Raw genomic sequence first — 17,499 nt, forward strand, 5'->3', positions numbered from 1 at the left:
CGCGTCGACAACATGACCATGGCGTGGGGTCTGGAGGCCCGCGTGCCCTTCCTCGATCACGATCTGGTCGAGCTGGCAGGCCGCATCCCGCCCGAGCATAAGCTGGCCCAAGGCGGCAAGGGTGTGCTGAAGGAAGCGGCCCGTCTGGTCATCCCGTCAGAGGTGATCGACCGCAAGAAGGGCTATTTCCCCGTACCGGCCCTGAAATACATTCAGGGGCCGTATCTCGACATGGTGCGCGAGACCCTGACCAATCAGGCCGCCCGCGAGCGCGGTCTTTTCAATCCCGACTATCTGGACCGCCTGTTCGACGATCCGACCGGCCACATCACCCCCTTGCGCGGCTCCGAGCTATGGCAGGTGGCCGTTCTGGAAATGTGGATGCAGCAACATGGCCTCTGACACCCGAGCAGAGCACGCCAAGGCACACCGGCTGAAAAGGCTGCGCCACGAGGGGCTGAAACCGCCGGTGCAGGCCGGCGACGGCCCTGTGCCCAATGCCGTGGTGGACTGTGGCTGGGGCCGGTTACTGTTCGCACAGACGTTTCGGACCAGCACGCCGCTGGTCGAGGCGTTGAGAGCCGAAGGACCGGACCGGCGCGACATCGCCTTCTATGTGCGCAACCCACATGTGCTGCTGGCCTCGGCACCGCAGGAACTGTTTCTGGACCCGTCGCACACCTATCGGCTGGACCTGTCCACCTATAAGGCCGGACGCCGCCAGCCGCGCGGCTTTGTCGTGCGTCGCCTGACCAATGAGGCCGACACCCAGGCCATCAATGACATCTATGCCAAGCGCAAGATGGTGCCGGTGGACCCCATCTTTCTGTGGGACCACCGCGACGATCGTACCCTGACCTATTTCGTGGCCGAGGATTCCGTGACCGGAGCGGTGATCGGCACGGTGACAGGGGTGAACCACCACCGCGCCTTTGATGATCCGGAATGCGGGTCGTCACTGTGGTGTCTGGCCGTCGATCCGCAGGCGACCCAGCCGGGCATTGGCGAGGCGCTGGTGCGGCGTCTGGCCGAGCATTTCGCCACGCAGGGCCTGAGCTATATGGACCTGTCGGTGATGCACGATAACCGGCAGGCCATCGCCCTTTATGAAAAGCTGGGCTTTCGACGCCTGCCCTTCTTTGGCGTGAAGCGCAAAAACCCGATCAACGAGGCCCTGTTCGTCGGCCCCACCGATGCGCACGACCTCAATCCCTATGCCCGTATTATCGTCGACGAGGCCCGCCGTCGGGGCATTCATGCGGACATCATAGACGCCGAGGGCGGCCTGTTCCGGCTGACGTGGGGCGGCCGCTCGATCCGCTGCCGCGAGAGCCTGTCGGAGCTGACGTCTGCTGTCGCGCTCAGCATCTGTGACGACAAGCGCATGACCCGCCGGATCGTCGAGGCTGCCGGAGTGCGCGTGCCCGCCCGCATCGATGCCGAAGACGAAGACGCCATTGCCTCCGCTCTGCAAACCTATGGCCAGTTGGTCGTCAAACCCGCGCGCGGCGAACAGGGCAAGGGCGTGGCTGTTGGCCTGCGCTCGATGGATGCCATTCGCGCAGCCATTGAAACCGCCCGCGCCATCTGTGCCGAGGTGCTGATCGAAGAACAGGTGGAGGGCGAAGACCTGAGGCTGGTCGTCATCGACTACAAGGTTGTGGCCGCTGCCGTGCGCCGCCCGCCGCAGGTCATCGGCGATGGTCGTTCCACCGTGCGCAGCCTGATCGAATACCAAAGCCGTCGCCGCGCCGCGGCCACCGGCGGTGAGTCCACCATTCCCATTGATGCCGAGACAGAGCGCACCGTCTCCGAGGCGGGTTTCAACCTCGACGATGTGGCCCCTGAGGGTGAGATCATCGTGGTACGAAAGGCGGCCAATCTGCATCTGGGTGGCACGATCCACGATGTCACGGACGAGGTGCACCCCGCCCTGATACAGGCCGCCATCGCCGCCGCCCGCGCCATCGACATTCCCGTCACGGGCATCGACCTGATGGTGAAGTCGCCGACGGAGCCCCAATACGCCTTCATCGAGGCCAATGAGCGGCCCGGTCTGGCCAACCACGAACCGCGCCCGACGGCCGAGAGCTTTATCGACCTGTTGTTCCCGCTGTCCATGCCGGCCTCGGCTCGCCTTCTTCCCCGCACAGACGCCTAAGAGGATCCGCCTTGTTACGCCCTGTTATCGACCTCGATTACCTTAAAGACCGTCTGATCGAACTGCTGAACATCCCCAGCCCGACCGGATATACCGATGAGGCCGTCTGGTGGCTGTGCCGCGAACTGGAACGGCTGGGCGTGGACTATGAACTGACCCGTCGAGGCGCGGTGCGGGCCCGACTGAGAGGCAAGAAGTCCCTGCCCGCGCGCGCCATCGTCGCCCACATCGACACGCTGGGCGCACAGGCCAAACAGGTGAAGGCCAATGGACGCCTCGAACTGGTGCCCATCGGCAATTGGTCATCGCGTTTTGCCGAGGGTGCCCGCGCCACCATCTTTGCCGAAAGCGGCGCATGGCGCGGTACTATCCTGCCGCTCAAGGCGTCGGGCCATACCTTCAACGAGGAAGTGGATAGCCAGCCGGTTAACTGGCAGCAGGTCGAACTGCGTATCGACGCCGTGACCCATAGCCGCGAAGACACGCTGGCTCTGGGCATCGACGTGGGCGACATCATCGCTATCGACCCTCAGCCGGAGGTCACAGACACCGGTTTCATCGTTTCGCGCCATCTGGACGACAAGGCCGGCGTGGCCACGCTTTTGGCGACACTCGAAACCATGGTGCGGGAAGATCGCACCCCCACCGTGGACACGTGGTTCCTGTTCACCATCGCCGAGGAAGTGGGGCTGGGCGCGTCCTCTGTTCTGCTGCCCGATGTGGCCGCCATGGTCACCGTCGATAATGGCACCACGGCCCCGGGCCAGAACTCGTCCGAGTTCGGCGTGACCATCGCCATGGCCGATCAAACCGGTCCGTTCGATTGGCACCTGTCACGCAAACTGGTGCAACTGGCCCGCACCTATGACATCAAGCACCAGAAGGACGTGTTCCGTTATTACCGCTCTGACTCCGCGTCCGCTTTGGAGGCGGGGGCCGACATCCGCACCGCACTCGTCACCTTCGGCATCGACGCCAGCCACGGCTATGAACGCATCCACGAAAGCGCGCTGCAGGACCTGACCCATCTGCTGGTGGCCTATGCCGAGGCCGAGGTCGAAATCGTCCGCGACGCCAAACCCATCAGCGGCACGCGCGGCTTCACCCACCAACCGCTGGACGAAGGTCATGACTAAAGGGAGACGTTGGAGCGGGTAAGGGGAATCGAACCCCTGACATTCAGCTTGGGAAGCTGACGTTCTACCTCTGAACTATACCCGCCCGAAAGGTGAGGTGAACATAGCAGGGGGCGAGACAAAGAAAAGGCCCGACGCCATCGTCGGGCCTCTAATTTTACGAGCAGCCAGTGCGCCTTACTGGCTGACGCGCTCGGCGGTGATGCCGTCGGCGGCCAGCATGGATTGCACGCTGTCCTTCCCGATCAGGTGGGCGGCACCCACAGCGATAAAGCTGGTGCCGGAACCGGAGAGGATCTGCTTGATCTGGTTGGTCCAGTTGGCATTGCGACGGGTCAGCATCAGATCATAGGCCTCGGGCGACTGGATCTTCATTTCGTCGACCATTTCGGCCTCGATGGTGGCGACATCGCCGGTGGCCCAGGCGGTCAGCAGTTGTTCCATTTCCAAAGGCCCCTTATCGAGTTCCTTCAGCGTTTCACGCAGCATGGCGACCTGACCGTCTTCGGACATACCCGCCATGATCTCGATCTGCTCGGCCATGATCTCGAAGCCCTTCATCGGCTTTCCGAGAGCCTCTGCGCGGGCCATCAGAACTTTTTCCACGCCCGCATTGGGGTCAAAGCCGCCGATGACCATCTGGGCCAGTACCAGTTGCATCGACGCTAACCACGGACGAAGCGGGTCCAAGGCCTGGGCGGTAGCGCCGATAGCCTTGGCCGCACGATCAAGAGAGGCCTGTTCGTCGGCGTTCAGCAGTGACGACAAAGGACGCTCGGGCGACAGGCCGTGGGTCTGCATCAACCGGGCCGCCTGCGCCGTGTCGTCGATGTCGGTCAGTTCGAACCAGATCTCGTCGGCAGAGGCGAAGGCCGTGTCAACATGGGCCTGCCCCCATGGCGTATCGGGGCGCAGCAGGTGGAAGCTACCGAACAGATAGATCGTGGAGTCTTCGTCGCGGATAACCCACATGGCCGGGCCTTGGCCCTGAGCCTGCGGTACAGCCGCTACGGCGGGGGCAGCAGGAGCGGCAGGAGCGGACTGTTCAGCGAAGGCGGCCGGAGCCACAAACAGCGTCGCCACTGAGGCGGCAGAGGCGAGCAGGCGACGGGTCGATTTCAACATGGGCGTTTCCTCGGGTTTTCTGTGGGGGGCAGAGATCAGGCGGTTTCGTCGATGAAGATGTCTTCGATCTTCAGTTCGAACAGGCGCGCGATTTTGAAGGCGAGCGGCAGGGACGGGTCGTATTTGCCCGTCTCGAGCGCATTGATGGTTTGGCGTGAGACGCTCAGCAACTGGGCCAGATGGGCCTGTGACCAGTCACGTTCAGCACGCAGGACTTTGAGACGATTGTTCACGGTTGTGGCTTCCTATCGGCGGCTGAACCACCACCATGCCCAGGCAATGCCGTAACCCGCGGTCAGCAACAGCATGAGGCCGAATGCGCCCGTCGCGGCATAGGCCACCGGATCGGTCCGGCCATTTAAAGTAGGGATCGTCCATTGCGCGGTCACAGGTGCCAGGGACAGAACGAAGGCCACCATGCCGAGGGAGAGCCCCACCGAGCCGCCCCAATACCAGGACCATTTGTGGGCTTCCTGGGCCGCCTCGTCGATCGATTTCATCCAGAATGTGCCATAGGCGAAGCTGGCTACGGCGAGCACCACTGCACCGAGGCCCACAATCCAGATGACGTTGTCGCTTTCCAGGAAGGTCGGCTGGCCGCTGGCGCTGGCGTAGCCATCCAGAAAGCCCACAACTCCGCCTGCCAGCATGGCTAGGCCGAAGAAAACGATCGCACTGATGATGCGCCCTTTGGGACTGGCGAAAAGACGACTGAACATATGGCCTCTCAAGTGATGACAAGCACACTTTACAGAGCCTCACTGGAGCCTGTCAAGTACACTTGTCATTGTCACGCTTGATTGGCGCAGACCGTCTAGACCTCGGGCATGTCCTCGAGATCGGGCGCATCGAGCAAGGTGGCGGCGACCGGCGCATCCAGCACCTCGACCCCGCGCAGACGGCGCTCGACGGCGCGCGTGCGCTTGCCCGCCTCGTCCACCGTCTTGCGGGCAGTGTCGAGTTGCTTGCCCAGCTTGTCCCAGACGTCGCCATACTTCTGGAACTCGGCCTTGGCCGCGCCCAGAACCTGCCAGACCTCGCTAGAGCGTTTCTGGATGGCGAGGGTGCGGAAGCCCATCTGGAGCGAGTTGAGGAAGGCCGCGAGGTTTGACGGGCCTGCCACCATCACACGGTGCTGGCTCTGGATTTCGCGGATAAGGCCGGGGCGGCGCGCGACCTCGGCATACAGGCCCTCGGTCGGCAGATACATGATGGCAAAGTCAGTGGAATACGGCGGCTTGATATAGCTGTCCGAGATCGTCTTCGCCTGAAGGCGCACGGCGCGCTCCAGCTGTTTGGCCGCCGCATCGATCTGCACCATGTCGCCCAGATCCTGTGCGGTCAGCAGGCGGTCATAGTCCTCATGCGGGAATTTGGCATCGATCGGCAGCAGGATGGGCTCGCCATCGCCCTGCCCCGGCATACGCACGGCAAACTCGACGCGCTGGCCCGAGGCCGGATCGATCTGGGTGTTGGAGACATATTGCTCGGGTGCCAGCATCTCTTCGAGGATGGCCCCCAGCTGCATTTCGCCCCAACCGCCGCGCGTTTTTACATTGGTCAGCACGCGTTTCAGGTCGCCCACACCAGAGGCGAGGCTCTGCATTTCGCCAAGGCCCTTATGCACGGCCTCCAAGCGATCCGAGACCTGTTTGAAGCTTTCGCCGAGGCGCTGTTCGAGGGTGCCTTGCAGCTTTTCCTCCACTGTGGCGCGCATCTTCTCCAGCTTTTCCTCATTGTCCTTGCGCAGGGTTTCGAGGTTCTGGCCGACCGTGGTGCGGACCTTTTCCAGCTCCACAGCCATGGCCTCACGGCCTTCCTTCTGCTGGACCTGAAGGGTCTCGATCAGTTTTTGCAGACCTTGATTGGTCTCGGTCAGGCGCTTGTGCTGGCCATCGGCCAGATCGGTGCCGGTCTTTTGCTGGATTTCAGCAAAGGCGGTCAGACGGGTGTCAAAGCTAGTGGTCAGGGCCGAGAGCTGCTGGCCCAGCTGGGTCGCGCTGGCGGCCAGGGATTGCGACAACTCCTGACGCTGGGTGGCGGCCTTGGCGTCGAACTCCAGACGCAACTGGCCCAGTTCGCGGCGCAGGGCCGCCTCGACCATATCGGCCAGATCATCGGACGACGCCGCCGCCTCGGCGCGCTTGGCTGCCGAAAAGCCGAGGAAGGCCAGCACAGCCGACGCCGCCGCCAGCACCGCCGCCACAATCAAAAGAATTTCCAGCATCATAGACCGACCTCTAAACCCGTTCGGCCATATGGCCCCCACTGTGCGTCAGAAGCGGACGCATCACGCCATTCCTCAGGCCGGACGACGCGCTCTCAGCGCCTGAGCAATGGTGCCGTCATCCAGCCAGTCCAGTTCGCCGCCCACCGGAACCCCGCGTGCCAGCGATGTCACCTCGACACCGGCTGCAGCCAGTTTTTCAGACAAATAGTGCGCGGTCGTTTGCCCATCGACCGTGGCGGGCAGAGCCAGCACCACCTCGCGGACATCGCCCGCCTTGGCGCGGCCAATCAGCTCTCCAACACGAATCTGGTCCGGCCCCACGCCATCCAGCGCGGACAGCAATCCGCCCAGCACATGGTATTTGCCGCGAAACGCGCCCGAGCGCTCCATGGCCCACAGGGCACCCGCCTCTTCGACCACGCAGATCAGTCCATTGTCGCGCGCGCTGTCGGCGCAGATGGCGCAGGGATCGCGCGTATCGGGCGCAGAGCAGACCGAGCAGTTGACGACCTTGGCGGCCGTCTCGGCCATGGCCTCGGCCAGCGGCACCAGCAGTTGCTCGCGCCGCTTCAGCAAGGCCAGCGCCGCGCGCCGGGCCGAGCGCGGCCCCATCCCCGGCAGCTTGGCCAGCAGGGAGATGAGGCGCTCGATTTCCGGCCCGGCGGTCGCGGCCATCAGAACAGCTTCGGCATGCCCGGAATATTCATTCCGGCCATCGGACCTGCGGCGTCGCGCATAAGGGCGTTGTTGATCTCGTCCAGCTTGCGCTTGGCGTCGGCGTGGGCGGCAACGATCAGATCGGACAGGATTTCACCTTCGCCCGGTGCCATCAGGCTGTCGTCGATTTTCACGCCGGTCACTTCGCCGGGGCCTTTGAGGGTCACGGTCACCAGTCCGCCGCCCGAGGTACCCTCGGCGGTGGATTCGGCCATCTTGGCTTGGGCCTCTTGCAGCTTTTGCTGCATGGCCTGTGCCTGTTGCATCAGTGCGTTAAGGTCTTTCATAGCCTCTAGATAGGGTGTTCCGGGGCGCGTCTCCAGTCCCTACAGCGATGCAGAGGTTTGCAAAAATCTTTGCGCCACCCCTTGCGCCCTGCGCCGAACGCGTTATTTGCAACAGCAGTTGTTTTAATTAGCTGATGGAGGCCGCCGTGGCCTATGATAATTCGTATGATCGTAGCCAACCGGTCACCGACCAGGTTCTGGCCCAACTGTTCACCGAAGCGCGCACCCGCAACGCGTGGAGCGACCGTCCGGTTTCGGAAGACATCATTCGACAGCTGTATGAGCTGACCAAGTTCGGCCCGACGCAGGCCAATACCACGCCGGCGCGTTTCGTGTTCGTGACCTCGGACGCGGGTAAGGAGCGACTGATCCCGTTGATGGCCGAGGGCAACCAGGCCAAGACCCGTCAGGCCCCCGTCGCGGTGATCATCGCCTATGACGTCAACTTCCACGAAACCATGCACAAGCTGTTCCCGCACGCCCCGGGTGCCAAGGACTGGTTCCCGGAACGCGAGAGCCGCCGCGAAGCTGCGCTCAAGAACTCCTCGCTACAGGCTGGCTATCTGATCTCGGCCGCCCGCGCGCTGGGTCTGGATGTCGGCCCGATGACGGGCATCGATTTTGCCGGTCTCAAGCAGGAGTTCTTCCCCGAAGGCGACGTCGAGGTGAATATGGTCATCAACCTCGGCTACGGCACGGATGAAAACCTGTTCGGTCGCTCTCCGCGCCTCAGCTTTGAAGAGGCTGTCCGGATCGTTTGATCCGACGGTATCTCCAATCGAAAAGGCCGCTCCGGATCGGGGCGGCCTTTTTTGTGGTTCAGTCTTCGTCCTGCGCGTCCTGATCGTCAGGGATCACCGGCGTCTGCACCGTAGGCGCAAGGATACGGATTTCCTTGATCTCGGCTCCCGGGAAGGCTTGCAACATCGAGACGACGAACGGGTCGGTCTCGACGGCCTGACGCTGGGCCGCGCGGGCCTTCTTTTCCTTTTCAATCAGGGTTTCGCCGCCGCCCTGACCATTGGCCGCGATCAGCCACGTGCGGCCCGTCCATTCCTTCAGGCGCGACGCCAAACGGCGCGCCAGATCGTGGGGCGATCCCTCGACCGGCTCATAGGTGATGGCACCGGGCTTGAAGCTGACCGGACGCACAAAGCGCTCGACGTCCATTTGCAGGGTGATTTCGCGCTTTTCGCCAATCAGGGCCACGACCTGTTCAAAGGTCTGCGGATTGGGCAGTTGCGGGGCCTGAACCGGATGCGGTTGCAGCATGGCCGAGGTAGCACCACCGGCACCGCCTCCACCACCGCCGCTGCCGCGTGGACCTGCGCCGCCGCCCGGTGTCTGGCCGCTCTGGATCGCCTTCAGCGCCTCTTCGGGGCCGGGCAGATCAGCGGCATAAGCCAGACGCACAATGGCCATTTCCACGGCATCGGCCGGATTGGGCGCACGGCGCACCTCGTCCAGCGCCTTCAGCAGCATGGACCATGTGCGCGACAGGGTACCGGCCGAAATGGCCGCGCCCAGTGCGGCCAGCTTCTGGGCCTGATCATTGGGCAGACGCGTGGCGTTCGGGCCCAGCATCTTGGAGACAGACGCCGCGTGGCAGTGTTCCAGCAGGTCATTGGTCACCTGCACCGGATCGGCGCCATAACCGTAAAGGGTGCGGAAGTTTTCCAGCGCCTCGGCGGTGCGGCCCGCCATGATGGATTCAAACAGGGCGATGGTCTGGGTGCGGTCGGCCAGACCCAGCATGTCGCGCACCGTCTCGGCCTGCACGATCTCGCCGCGCTGGCCCTGCACCAAGGCCTGATCCAGCAGCGACAGGCCGTCACGCACCGAGCCTTCGGCCGCGCGGGCGATCAGGGCGATAGCCTCCTGCTCGATCTTCATACCTTCGCGCTCGGCCACACGGCCAAGGTGACCCGACAGAATGTCCGGCTCCACACGGCGCAGGTCGAAACGCTGGCAGCGGGACAGGATGGTCACCGGCACCTTGCGGATTTCGGTCGTGGCGAAGATGAATTTGGCGTGCGGCGGCGGCTCTTCCAGCGTCTTCAGCAGGGCGTTGAACGCCGCCGTCGACAGCATGTGCACCTCGTCGAGCACATAGACCTTATAGCGGGCCTCGACGGGCGCATAGCGCACGCTCTCGATCAGTTCGCGGATATCGCCGACGCCCGTGTTGGAGGCGGCGTCCATTTCGATCACGTCCATATGCTGGCCGGACATGATCGCCTTGTCGTGGCGACCGTGGGCGGTCAGTTCAAGCGACGGACGGTCGATGGTGTCGGTTTCATTGTTAAGCGCGCGCGCCAACAGACGGGCGGTCGTGGTCTTGCCCACCCCGCGCACGCCGGTCAGCATGAAGGCGTGGGCGATACGGCCCGTGGCAAAGGCGTTGGTCAGGGTGCGGACCATGGCCTCCTGGCCAATCAGGTCCTCAAAGGTGCGCGGGCGGTATTTGCGCGCCAGCACCGTATAGGCCTCGCCGTCCTCGGCGGGGGCTTCCGGTTCGGCCCTGGCAACAGGGGCAGCCGCTACGGGTGTCGGCGCAGGCTTGGATTCTGGCGCAGGCTCGGGCGCAGCAGGGGCCCCGAACATGTCTTCGGTATTGGGATCACGCTCCTGCAGCTCCTCTTCGGGGGCATCCACGTCCCACGGGGGGCCATCCAGATTGTGATCGGTGTCGCTCATGTCTCAAGTCATAGCGCGAAGGCGGCGATTTTCGCACCCCCTTCGCGCATGACTGAGTGAGGAATCTTACAGGTCGGTCGGCAGTTGGCCGCCGTTGTCGCGAATCTTCTGGATGACCTGCTGGTGCAGCCAGATATTCATCGAAGCGCTGTCGGACTTGTCGCCCGTATAGCCCAGCTCGTCGGCCAGTTGCTTGCGCTCTTCAAGAGAGCTTTCAAGGCCGACCAGCTTCATCAGATCGACGATGGAGGTGCGCCAGTTCAGCTTTTGGCTGCGCTGCTCGTTCATGAAATCAAGAATGCCTGCCACATCGACAGATTCCTGCTGATGGGCGGGGGTGCCGGCCACCGGCGTGCTGGGAGCCGGAGCGCCCGTATCGACCGTGGCGGTCGAGCCCGTAGGGGCGGTCACCACAGGGGCTTCATTGCCCTGTTCCTTCTTTTTGAAGATGCCACCGAAAATCTTACCGAGAACGCTCATGACGCTGTCCTTTTGCAGTTCCTCAAGGGAACAGGGATAGCGAACCGACAGGACGAGGGTTCCGTTCGTCGGCACCTGTAAGGCATGAAAAAAGCGCCCGTGAAACGGACGCTGGCGTAAGGCTTTGAGATTTCAAAGGGTGGAGACCGCGACCCGAAGGGGAATTCGTTGTGGCTGCTGCCTTCCGGCCCTGACCAGATTGGCGAAGCCTTCGCCCGCGATCTCCGAGAGGGGATATGGCGGGCAATGGCCCGCAAATCAAGCCCCTTTAAGCCCTCTCCCCTCCTGAGCGGGCAAGGCCTATATGTGATCCATGGTTTCTCAGAACGCCTTTTCCGGCAATCCGCTCGACCGCGCAGGCGACCTGCGCAACGATCAGGCCTGGATGGCCGCACAGCGCGAACACGCTGACGCCATGGCCATGGTGATGTGGGAGGGCCGCCCTCTGGTCGAGCCGCATCAGGATGGCGAGCGGCTGGTCTGGCTGTCGCTCGCCCACGCGCTGGATCTGGTGCGCGACCGCGATCTGTTCCTCGGCCTATGGAAAGACGCGCCGGTCTATGCGGTGGAGTTTGAAGGCTCGATTGATCCAACCCACGGGCCGGTGGCGGGTCTGGGCCGCTTTATCGAGATGCGCGAGGCCGCCGTGGCCCTGCCGGCGACCGAGGCTGCCATGTCGGGCGAGGCCAAGGGCCTTTTTGACTGGCGGCGTCGCCACGGCTTCTGCTCGGCTTGCGGCAAGGCGACCGAGCAGGCGTCGGGCGGCTGGCGCCGTGTGTGCAAGGCCTGCGGCACCGAACACTTCCCGCGCGTCGATCCGGTCACCATCATGCTGCCGGTCTATAATGGCGGCGATGAACCGCGCTGCTTGCTGGGGCGTCAGCCGCAATGGCCCGCCTGTCGCCACTCTGCGTTGGCCGGTTTCATGGAGCCCGGCGAATCAGTCGAGGAGGCCTGCGCCCGCGAGGTGAAAGAAGAAGCAGGCCTGACCGTCACAGGCGTCTCCTATCATTCCAGCCAGCCGTGGCCCTTTCCGGCCCAGCTGATGATCGGTCTGATCGCGGAGGTGGCCGATGACAACGCCCGCCCCGACCAGACCGAACTGGAAGCGGTTATCTGGCTGACCCGCGCCGAGGCACGGGCCGTGCTGGAAGGTACCCATCCGGATATCTTCGCCCCGCCGCCCTATGCCATCGCCAACCGGCTGATCACGGCATGGGCCTATGCGGGCGAAGCCTAAGCGTCAGAGACTGGCCGCATAGGCGCGAGCGGCCTCTAGGTCTTCGGCATTGTCGACAGAGATGGGCGCGGCGTCGATGGCAGCGGCCCAGATCTGCATACCCATTTCCAGCGCGCGCAGCTGTTCCAGCTTTTCGCGCTTTTCCAGCGGCGACGGCTCTGCGGCGCAGAAACGGTTCAGCGCCTCGCGGCGATAGCCATAGATGCCCACGTGGTGCCACGTCGGGCCTTCGCCATACAGATGCGAGCGGGTGAAATACAAGGCGCGGCCCTTCTGGCCCGACGCATCCAGCGCCAGCACCGCCTTCACCACATCGGGGTTGGCGTATTCTTCGGGCGTGGCCAAACCCACCAGCGTGGCAATATCGCATGACGGCTGTTCTTGCATCAGCTCGACGCAAAGCTGGGCCAGCTTTGGCGAGGCAAACGGCATGTCGCCCTGCACATTGATCAGGGTATCGTGCTCGCCCGACGGATCGAGCAGGTCAGCTGCCACACGGATTCGGTCAGAACCGCTGGGCAGGGCCGGATCGGTCAGCACTGCCTCGCCTCCCGCAGCGGTGACCACTTCGACGATTTCAGGATCGCCCGCCGCAACCGCAACGCGATAACCGGACATTTTGGCCTGTTCATAGGCCCGTACAATCATCGGCTTGCCCATGATGTCGGCCAGCGGTTTGTTGGGCAAACGCGTCGCCGCGAGGCGTGCTGGGATCAAAATCAACGGATTCATGGCCGAATTACAGTCCAGATTGGGCCGACGATGCGTCGGACAGGTTGATAAGGTCGCGCTACCGTGTAAGAGACGCCAACGCAAGAAAAGTACGCCTGACGCCGCAACGCGGGCGGGGGGCTCATCTAGATACGGGATGCGACGACGCGCATGAGCGGCGATCTGAAGTGGAACAAGATTATGGGCGCGTGCTTGGGCACCGCCTTTGCGATCCTGGTAGTCCAACAGGTTTCGAGCGCGGTGTACAACACCAAGGCGCCGGAAAAGATGGGCTATTTCGTGGACGTGCCGGAAGAGGCTGCTGGCGGTGCCGAAGCAGTCCTGCCGATTGATTGGGGTACGGTCCTGCCGACGGCGGATCTGGCTGCCGGTGAAGCAGCCTTTGCCCGCTGCCAGGCCTGCCACACGGCGAACTCGGGCGGTGCCAACGGCATTGGTCCGAACCTTTACGCCGTCATGGGTGGCCCGGTGATGCACGCCGCTGGCTTTGCCTATTCGGACGCCATGGCCAAGCACAAGGCCGAGGCTCCGACCTGGGGCTATGACGAAATGGACAAATTCCTGACGGCTCCGGGTCGCTATGTCCCGGGCACCAAGATGTCCTTCGCCGGTATCCGTGACGAACAGACCCGCATCAACCTGATCGCGTGGCTGCGCAGCAACGGCTCGGCCGGTTTCGCCATTCCGGCACCGGACCCCGCCCGTCAGCCGGGTGCCGAGCCTGCTGAAGGCGAAGTGGCAACCGAAGCGGCTGTGGACGGCACCGAGGTCGAGGCCGGCGTTGCCGACACCGCGACCACGGAAACCACCAATCCGGCTGAGGCTCCGGCCGCCTAAGGCGACCCGGAAACGAATATGAGAAGGGCGGCTATCCCAACGGATAGCCGCCCTTTTTCATACTCGAAGCCGAAAGTCGTTAGATCAGGACGCGGCGCACCGTCGGCGCGCCCAAGCCTTGCGTGGAAAGACCAGCCGCCACATCGGCCAGCTGTTCACGCTGGACCGAGCGGGTCTGGTCGCTGGCGTGCACCAGGTGGCTGGCATCCACCATAATGGCGACATGGGACGACTGTTCGCCCTGCCAGATCACCAGATCGCCACGGCGGGCCTGTTTGACAGAGACAGTACGGCCCAGCTTGGCCAGTTCCGCAACATGTCGCGGTGCCGCCAGACCACAGGCAAACAGTGCCTGCTGGATCAGGCCCACGGCATCCACGGCGTGTGAACTGCGCTGCCCTTCGACGACCGGCAGGCCGACAAAGCGTTCAGCCACATCGGCAGGGTTGGCTTCAAATGATCCGATCGGGGCCAGTTGGTCGGCCTCGACGCCCTCGTCGCCCTGAACCAGAGCATTGAACGGCAGTTCGGCATCCAGCGAGGCCACACGATAGGCCGGACGCAGTGCGCCCGACTTCAGCGCCTCTTCGGCCACCCAGCCGATCACGCCGTCACGACGCACGCGGCCATAGGCACGGCCACCACGGCGGAACAGGATGTCGAAGGCTTCGCCAAACAGGATCTGGCCCGCGCAGGCACCATCCTCGGACGAGACGTCCGCCGAGGGCACCACAGCGTGCGCAGCTTCCAGCCCGCGGTATTGAGATACCGGCACCAGACCCTCGAGCGCCTGTTCGGCGATGTCAGCCTGCACCAGCAACTCTCCGGGCGGAATAAGATCAGAACCTTGGGTCAAACGCGCACTCGCGGGCCGACATTGAAAATCGAAACGGCAGTTTTACGGGCCGTTCCCCAAGGGGATGTTAACGCGGCGATCCATTTTCAGAATCGCCGCATTTTATTCAGCCGAAACGTTGGCTCAGATAGTGGAACCAGGCGCGCAGGGTCTGGGCCTCACCGCCCTCGGGATAGCCGGGGCGATTGCGCGGATTCCACGCAAACACGTCCATGTGCGCCCATGCGCCTGTCTGCGGTGCGAACTTTTGCAGGAACAGGGCCGCCGTGACCGATCCGGCCTGCGCCCACGCTGCCGAGTCATTGCGCACATCGGCAATCTCGCTTTCAAGCGAGGGCTTGTATCCGGCCCACAAGGGCATGCGCCACAGCGGATCACCGACCGCCTTGGCCGAACCCAGCACGCCCTGCGCCAGTTCGTCATCCTCGGTATAGAGCGGCGGCAGTTCCGGCCCCAAGGCGATGCGCGCCGCCCCTGTGAGGGTAGCAAAGTCCACCGTCAGCACCGGCTCATGCTCGCCCGCGCGGGCCAGCACATCGGCCAAAATCAGACGTCCCTCGGCATCAGTATTACCGATCTCGATGGTCAGACCCTTACGGCTGCTAAGGATATCGCCGGGGCGGAAGGCATCGCCAGAGACGGCATTTTCGACCGCCGCCACCAGCACCACCAGACGCACCTTCAAGCCCGCCTGCATGACCAGACGGCCCAGCGACAGGGCATGGGCCGAGCCGCCCATATCTTTCTTCATATTGCGCATGCCCGCTGCGCCCTTAAGGTCCAGACCGCCGGTGTCGAACACCACGCCCTTACCCACCAGCGCCACCAGCGGCAGATCGGTCTGATCAAGGTTCCAGCCGATTTCCAACACGCGCGGCGCACGGTGCGGCGTGGCCGCGCGGCCCACGGCGTGCACGGCCGGATAGTTCTGCTCCAGCAGTTGATCGCCGAGCGTGACCGTCAGGGTCGCGCCATTCTCCTCGGCAATCTCGCGGGCGATCGTTTCCAATTGCAGCGGGCCCATGTCCTGCGCGGGCGTATCGACCATTTCGCGGGTCAGGGCACAGGCAGCAGCAATACGCTTCACAGCGTCGGCATCGATGCCTTCGGGAGCCACCAGCCGCGCCTCGGTCGCATCGGGGCGCGCCTTATAGCGATCAAAGCGATAGGTGCCCAAAAGGAAGGCTACGGCGGCCAGTTCGCCCTCGGGCCCGCTAACGTCTTCCAGCACCCAGTCGCCCGACGGCAGGCGCGGGGCCAGACCACGCACCGACAGCGGATCAAAGGCCTCACCGACGCCGAACAGGGCTTCGGTTACGCGACCGGCTTCATCGGGGACCAACAACAGCTGTCCCGCCTTGCCCTTGAAAGCGTTGGCCGCGGCCCATTCGGCCACGCGCCCCTCGAGTGTTTGACCGGTCTGAACCAGTCGCACAGGACGGGCGTTGGAAGATGACGTCAAAAGGCGTTCGGATAGGGTGGCGGGCATGTCTCACCTTTCGCCCTTAATGGGCATTAACCAGACTTTAGGCCCAACGGCGCAAACGTGAAGCTTCGTCGTTCCGGGTCTTGTCTCCATGTCGCGCTTTGCTCTCGCCGCCGCAACCTTGAGTTTGGCCCTATTGGCCCCCGCTGTCGCTTTGGCGCAGTCGCCAGAGGCCGCGCCCGCCGTGGCTGCACCCGTGCCAGCCGATGCCGCCACCCGCGCCGCCTATGAGCGGGCCGATCCGCTGGCGCGCTCCATCTTTTGGTCGAACGAACACAATCTCAACCCGCTGGACCCCGAGGCAGGGGTGAAGATGGCGCAGGCCCTGCGCGAACTGGGACAGTACGATCAGGCCGCCTCTGCCGCCGACAATGTGTTGACCGCCCAGCCAGACAACTATGAGGCCATGCTGGAGTTGGGCCGCGCCCATATTGCCCGTGGTCAGGCCTTCTATGGCATTGCCGCGCTGGAGCGCGCCCGCGATGCCCGCCCGCGCGACTGGCGTCCGCTGTCGCTGCTGGGCGTGGCCTATCAGCAGGTGCGCCGACCTGCCGATGCACAGGCCGCATGGACACAGGCTCTGACCCTTTCGCCCGACAATCCCGATGTGCTGACCAACTCGGCCATGGCCTATCTGGGTGCGGGTGATCTGGCACAGGCCGAAAGCCTGCTGCGCCGTGCCGCGGCCCAGCCTACGGCCTCGCTGAAAGTGCATCAGAACCTTGCGCTGGCTCTGGGTCTGCAAGGCCGGATGACCGAGGCGGAGGCCATTTTGCGCCGCCAGTTGCCGCCTGAACAGGCCGACCAGAACCTGCAATGGCTGGCCGCCCGCACGGCACCGGGGGCCGCCTCTGTCACGCCGTCTGACAGCGCAGCGCCCGCGTCGACGGCCCGCACCTGGAATTCCGTTCAGAACGATCCGCGCTGAGCCTTCATTTTCCGGCGCGAAAGGCCTATCTATCGCCTCGTGATCGACGACCTTTACAGCGCACGTATCCTATCGCTGGCGGCCAACCTGCCGCACGCAGGGCGACTGCCTGCGCCGCAAGGCTCGGGCGAGCGCGTCGCCAAACTGTGCGGCTCGCGCGCTCTGGTCGATGTGGTGCTGGACGATGAGGGCCGCGTGACCCAGTTCGCCCAGGAGGTCAAAGCCTGCGCGCTGGGTCAGGCCGGTGCGGGCGTGGTCGGCGAAAATGCCATTGGCGCATCAGAGGCCGAAATCGCCGAGGCGCGCGATGCCATGTTCGCCATGCTGAAATCCGGCGGCGATGGCCCGGAAGGTCGTTTTGAAGGCCTGCGCATCCTCAAACAGGTGGCCGACTATCCGGCCCGCCATGCGTCGTCGATGGTGGCCATCGAAGCCTTGCTGGAAGCCGTGCGCGCGGCGCTGAAACACCACACAGACACACGAACTAACATCGCCGGTGCGGCGTGAGGACATGCGCGGTTGAAACCCCTGCCCGTAAAGGGGATAAGGCCGCAACCCATCCTCATCAGCCCCCGGCGAAGGGACAC

Annotated in this window: 19 protein-coding genes, 1 tRNA gene and 1 other RNA gene; 8 read left to right on the top strand and 13 right to left on the bottom strand. The window is 63.9% G+C overall.

All coding sequences use genetic code 11. The features are described 5' to 3' along the window. The 3 genes from B3B04_RS12895 to B3B04_RS12905 all read left to right on the top strand — a co-directional run. On the top strand, positions 1-402 hold a 402-nt coding region (locus B3B04_RS12895), incomplete at its 5' end, for an asparagine synthase-related protein (RefSeq protein ID WP_292043466.1). Next, on the top strand, positions 392-2,161 hold the full coding sequence (ngg, locus tag B3B04_RS12900) for an N-acetylglutaminylglutamine synthetase (protein ID WP_292043467.1): 1,770 nt from the start codon (positions 392-394) through the stop codon (positions 2,159-2,161). The genes B3B04_RS12895 and ngg, both read left to right, overlap by 11 nt. An 11-nt stretch (positions 2,162-2,172) precedes the next feature. Continuing rightward, the gene (locus B3B04_RS12905; RefSeq protein WP_292043468.1) at positions 2,173-3,297 is read left to right on the top strand and encodes an osmoprotectant NAGGN system M42 family peptidase; all 1,125 of its coding nucleotides are present in this window, start codon (positions 2,173-2,175) and stop codon (positions 3,295-3,297) included. A gap of 10 nt (positions 3,298-3,307) precedes the next feature. Here B3B04_RS12905 and B3B04_RS12910 read toward each other — a convergent pair. The 7 genes from B3B04_RS12910 to B3B04_RS12940 all read right to left on the bottom strand — a co-directional run bounded on the left by B3B04_RS12910 (position 3,308) and on the right by B3B04_RS12940 (position 7,656). After that, positions 3,308-3,382, bottom strand: a tRNA-Gly gene (locus B3B04_RS12910). 92 nt (positions 3,383-3,474) lie between these two features. Continuing rightward, a complete protein-coding gene (locus tag B3B04_RS12915; RefSeq protein ID WP_292043469.1) occupies positions 3,475-4,422 on the bottom strand; it encodes a TraB/GumN family protein in 948 nt (315 codons plus the stop codon). 35 nt (positions 4,423-4,457) lie between these two features. Further along, complete coding sequence (locus tag B3B04_RS12920) at positions 4,458-4,655, bottom strand: helix-turn-helix transcriptional regulator (protein ID WP_292043470.1); 198 nt, start codon at positions 4,653-4,655, stop codon at positions 4,458-4,460. 12 nt (positions 4,656-4,667) lie between these two features. After that, complete coding sequence (locus B3B04_RS12925) at positions 4,668-5,141, bottom strand: hypothetical protein (RefSeq protein WP_292043471.1); 474 nt, start codon at positions 5,139-5,141, stop codon at positions 4,668-4,670. Positions 5,142-5,236: 95 nt separating this feature from the next. After that, positions 5,237-6,652 carry a DNA recombination protein RmuC gene (rmuC, locus tag B3B04_RS12930; protein WP_292043472.1) on the bottom strand — a complete coding sequence of 472 codons (1,416 nt, stop codon included), beginning with the start codon at positions 6,650-6,652 and terminating at the stop codon, positions 5,237-5,239. Between the two features lie 72 nt (positions 6,653-6,724). Continuing rightward, entirely contained in the window at positions 6,725-7,327 is a 603-nt protein-coding gene (gene recR / locus B3B04_RS12935) for a recombination mediator RecR (protein ID WP_292043473.1), read from the bottom strand. Continuing rightward, positions 7,327-7,656, bottom strand: coding sequence for a YbaB/EbfC family nucleoid-associated protein (locus B3B04_RS12940; protein ID WP_292043476.1), 330 nt, complete (start codon positions 7,654-7,656; stop codon positions 7,327-7,329). Before B3B04_RS12940 ends, recR begins: the two co-directional genes overlap by 1 nt. Positions 7,657-7,790: 134 nt before the next feature. Here B3B04_RS12940 and B3B04_RS12945 point away from each other — a divergent pair, with 134 nt between their 5' ends. Beyond that, positions 7,791-8,417, top strand: a complete 627-nt coding sequence (locus B3B04_RS12945) for a malonic semialdehyde reductase (protein ID WP_409516048.1) — start codon at positions 7,791-7,793, stop codon at positions 8,415-8,417. Between the two features lie 58 nt (positions 8,418-8,475). On the opposite strand, the gene B3B04_RS12950 is transcribed toward B3B04_RS12945, so the two are convergent. The 3 genes from B3B04_RS12950 to ffs all read right to left on the bottom strand — a co-directional run bounded on the left by B3B04_RS12950 (position 8,476) and on the right by ffs (position 11,062). After that, positions 8,476-10,353 carry a DNA polymerase III subunit gamma/tau gene (locus tag B3B04_RS12950; RefSeq protein WP_292043478.1) on the bottom strand — a complete coding sequence of 626 codons (1,878 nt, stop codon included), beginning with the start codon at positions 10,351-10,353 and terminating at the stop codon, positions 8,476-8,478. Positions 10,354-10,419: 66 nt separating this feature from the next. Further along, entirely contained in the window at positions 10,420-10,833 is a 414-nt protein-coding gene (locus B3B04_RS12955) for a DUF3597 domain-containing protein (RefSeq protein ID WP_292043480.1), read from the bottom strand. A 135-nt stretch (positions 10,834-10,968) separates the two neighbouring features. After that, positions 10,969-11,062: signal recognition particle sRNA small type (gene ffs / locus B3B04_RS12960), an RNA gene on the bottom strand. A gap of 84 nt (positions 11,063-11,146) precedes the next feature. On the opposite strand from ffs, the gene nudC reads away from it, so the two are divergent. Next, positions 11,147-12,073 carry an NAD(+) diphosphatase gene (nudC, locus tag B3B04_RS12965; protein WP_292043481.1) on the top strand — a complete coding sequence of 309 codons (927 nt, stop codon included), beginning with the start codon at positions 11,147-11,149 and terminating at the stop codon, positions 12,071-12,073. A gap of 3 nt (positions 12,074-12,076) precedes the next feature. On the opposite strand, the gene B3B04_RS12970 is transcribed toward nudC, so the two are convergent. Then, a complete protein-coding gene (locus B3B04_RS12970) occupies positions 12,077-12,805 on the bottom strand; it encodes a 3-deoxy-manno-octulosonate cytidylyltransferase (protein ID WP_292043483.1) in 729 nt (242 codons plus the stop codon). 150 nt (positions 12,806-12,955) lie between these two features. On the opposite strand from B3B04_RS12970, the gene B3B04_RS12975 reads away from it, so the two are divergent. Beyond that, positions 12,956-13,642, top strand: coding sequence for a c-type cytochrome (locus tag B3B04_RS12975; protein ID WP_292043484.1), 687 nt, complete (start codon positions 12,956-12,958; stop codon positions 13,640-13,642). 79 nt (positions 13,643-13,721) lie between these two features. On the opposite strand, the gene B3B04_RS12980 is transcribed toward B3B04_RS12975, so the two are convergent. Then, entirely contained in the window at positions 13,722-14,498 is a 777-nt protein-coding gene (locus tag B3B04_RS12980; RefSeq protein ID WP_292043486.1) for a C40 family peptidase, read from the bottom strand. Positions 14,499-14,604: 106 nt separating this feature from the next. Then, the gene (locus tag B3B04_RS12985; RefSeq protein WP_292043488.1) at positions 14,605-15,987 is read right to left on the bottom strand and encodes a leucyl aminopeptidase family protein; all 1,383 of its coding nucleotides are present in this window, start codon (positions 15,985-15,987) and stop codon (positions 14,605-14,607) included. Between the two features lie 88 nt (positions 15,988-16,075). Between B3B04_RS12985 and B3B04_RS12990 the strand changes: the two genes are divergently transcribed. Then, complete coding sequence (locus B3B04_RS12990; RefSeq protein ID WP_292043489.1) at positions 16,076-16,912, top strand: tetratricopeptide repeat protein; 837 nt, start codon at positions 16,076-16,078, stop codon at positions 16,910-16,912. A 39-nt stretch (positions 16,913-16,951) separates the two neighbouring features. Then, positions 16,952-17,419, top strand: coding sequence for an iron-sulfur cluster assembly scaffold protein (locus tag B3B04_RS12995; protein WP_292043490.1), 468 nt, complete (start codon positions 16,952-16,954; stop codon positions 17,417-17,419). Positions 17,420-17,499: the final 80 nt, after the last annotated feature.

This window comes from Brevundimonas sp. UBA5713 (assembly GCF_002419815.1).
Lineage (GTDB): Bacteria > Pseudomonadota > Alphaproteobacteria > Caulobacterales > Caulobacteraceae > Brevundimonas.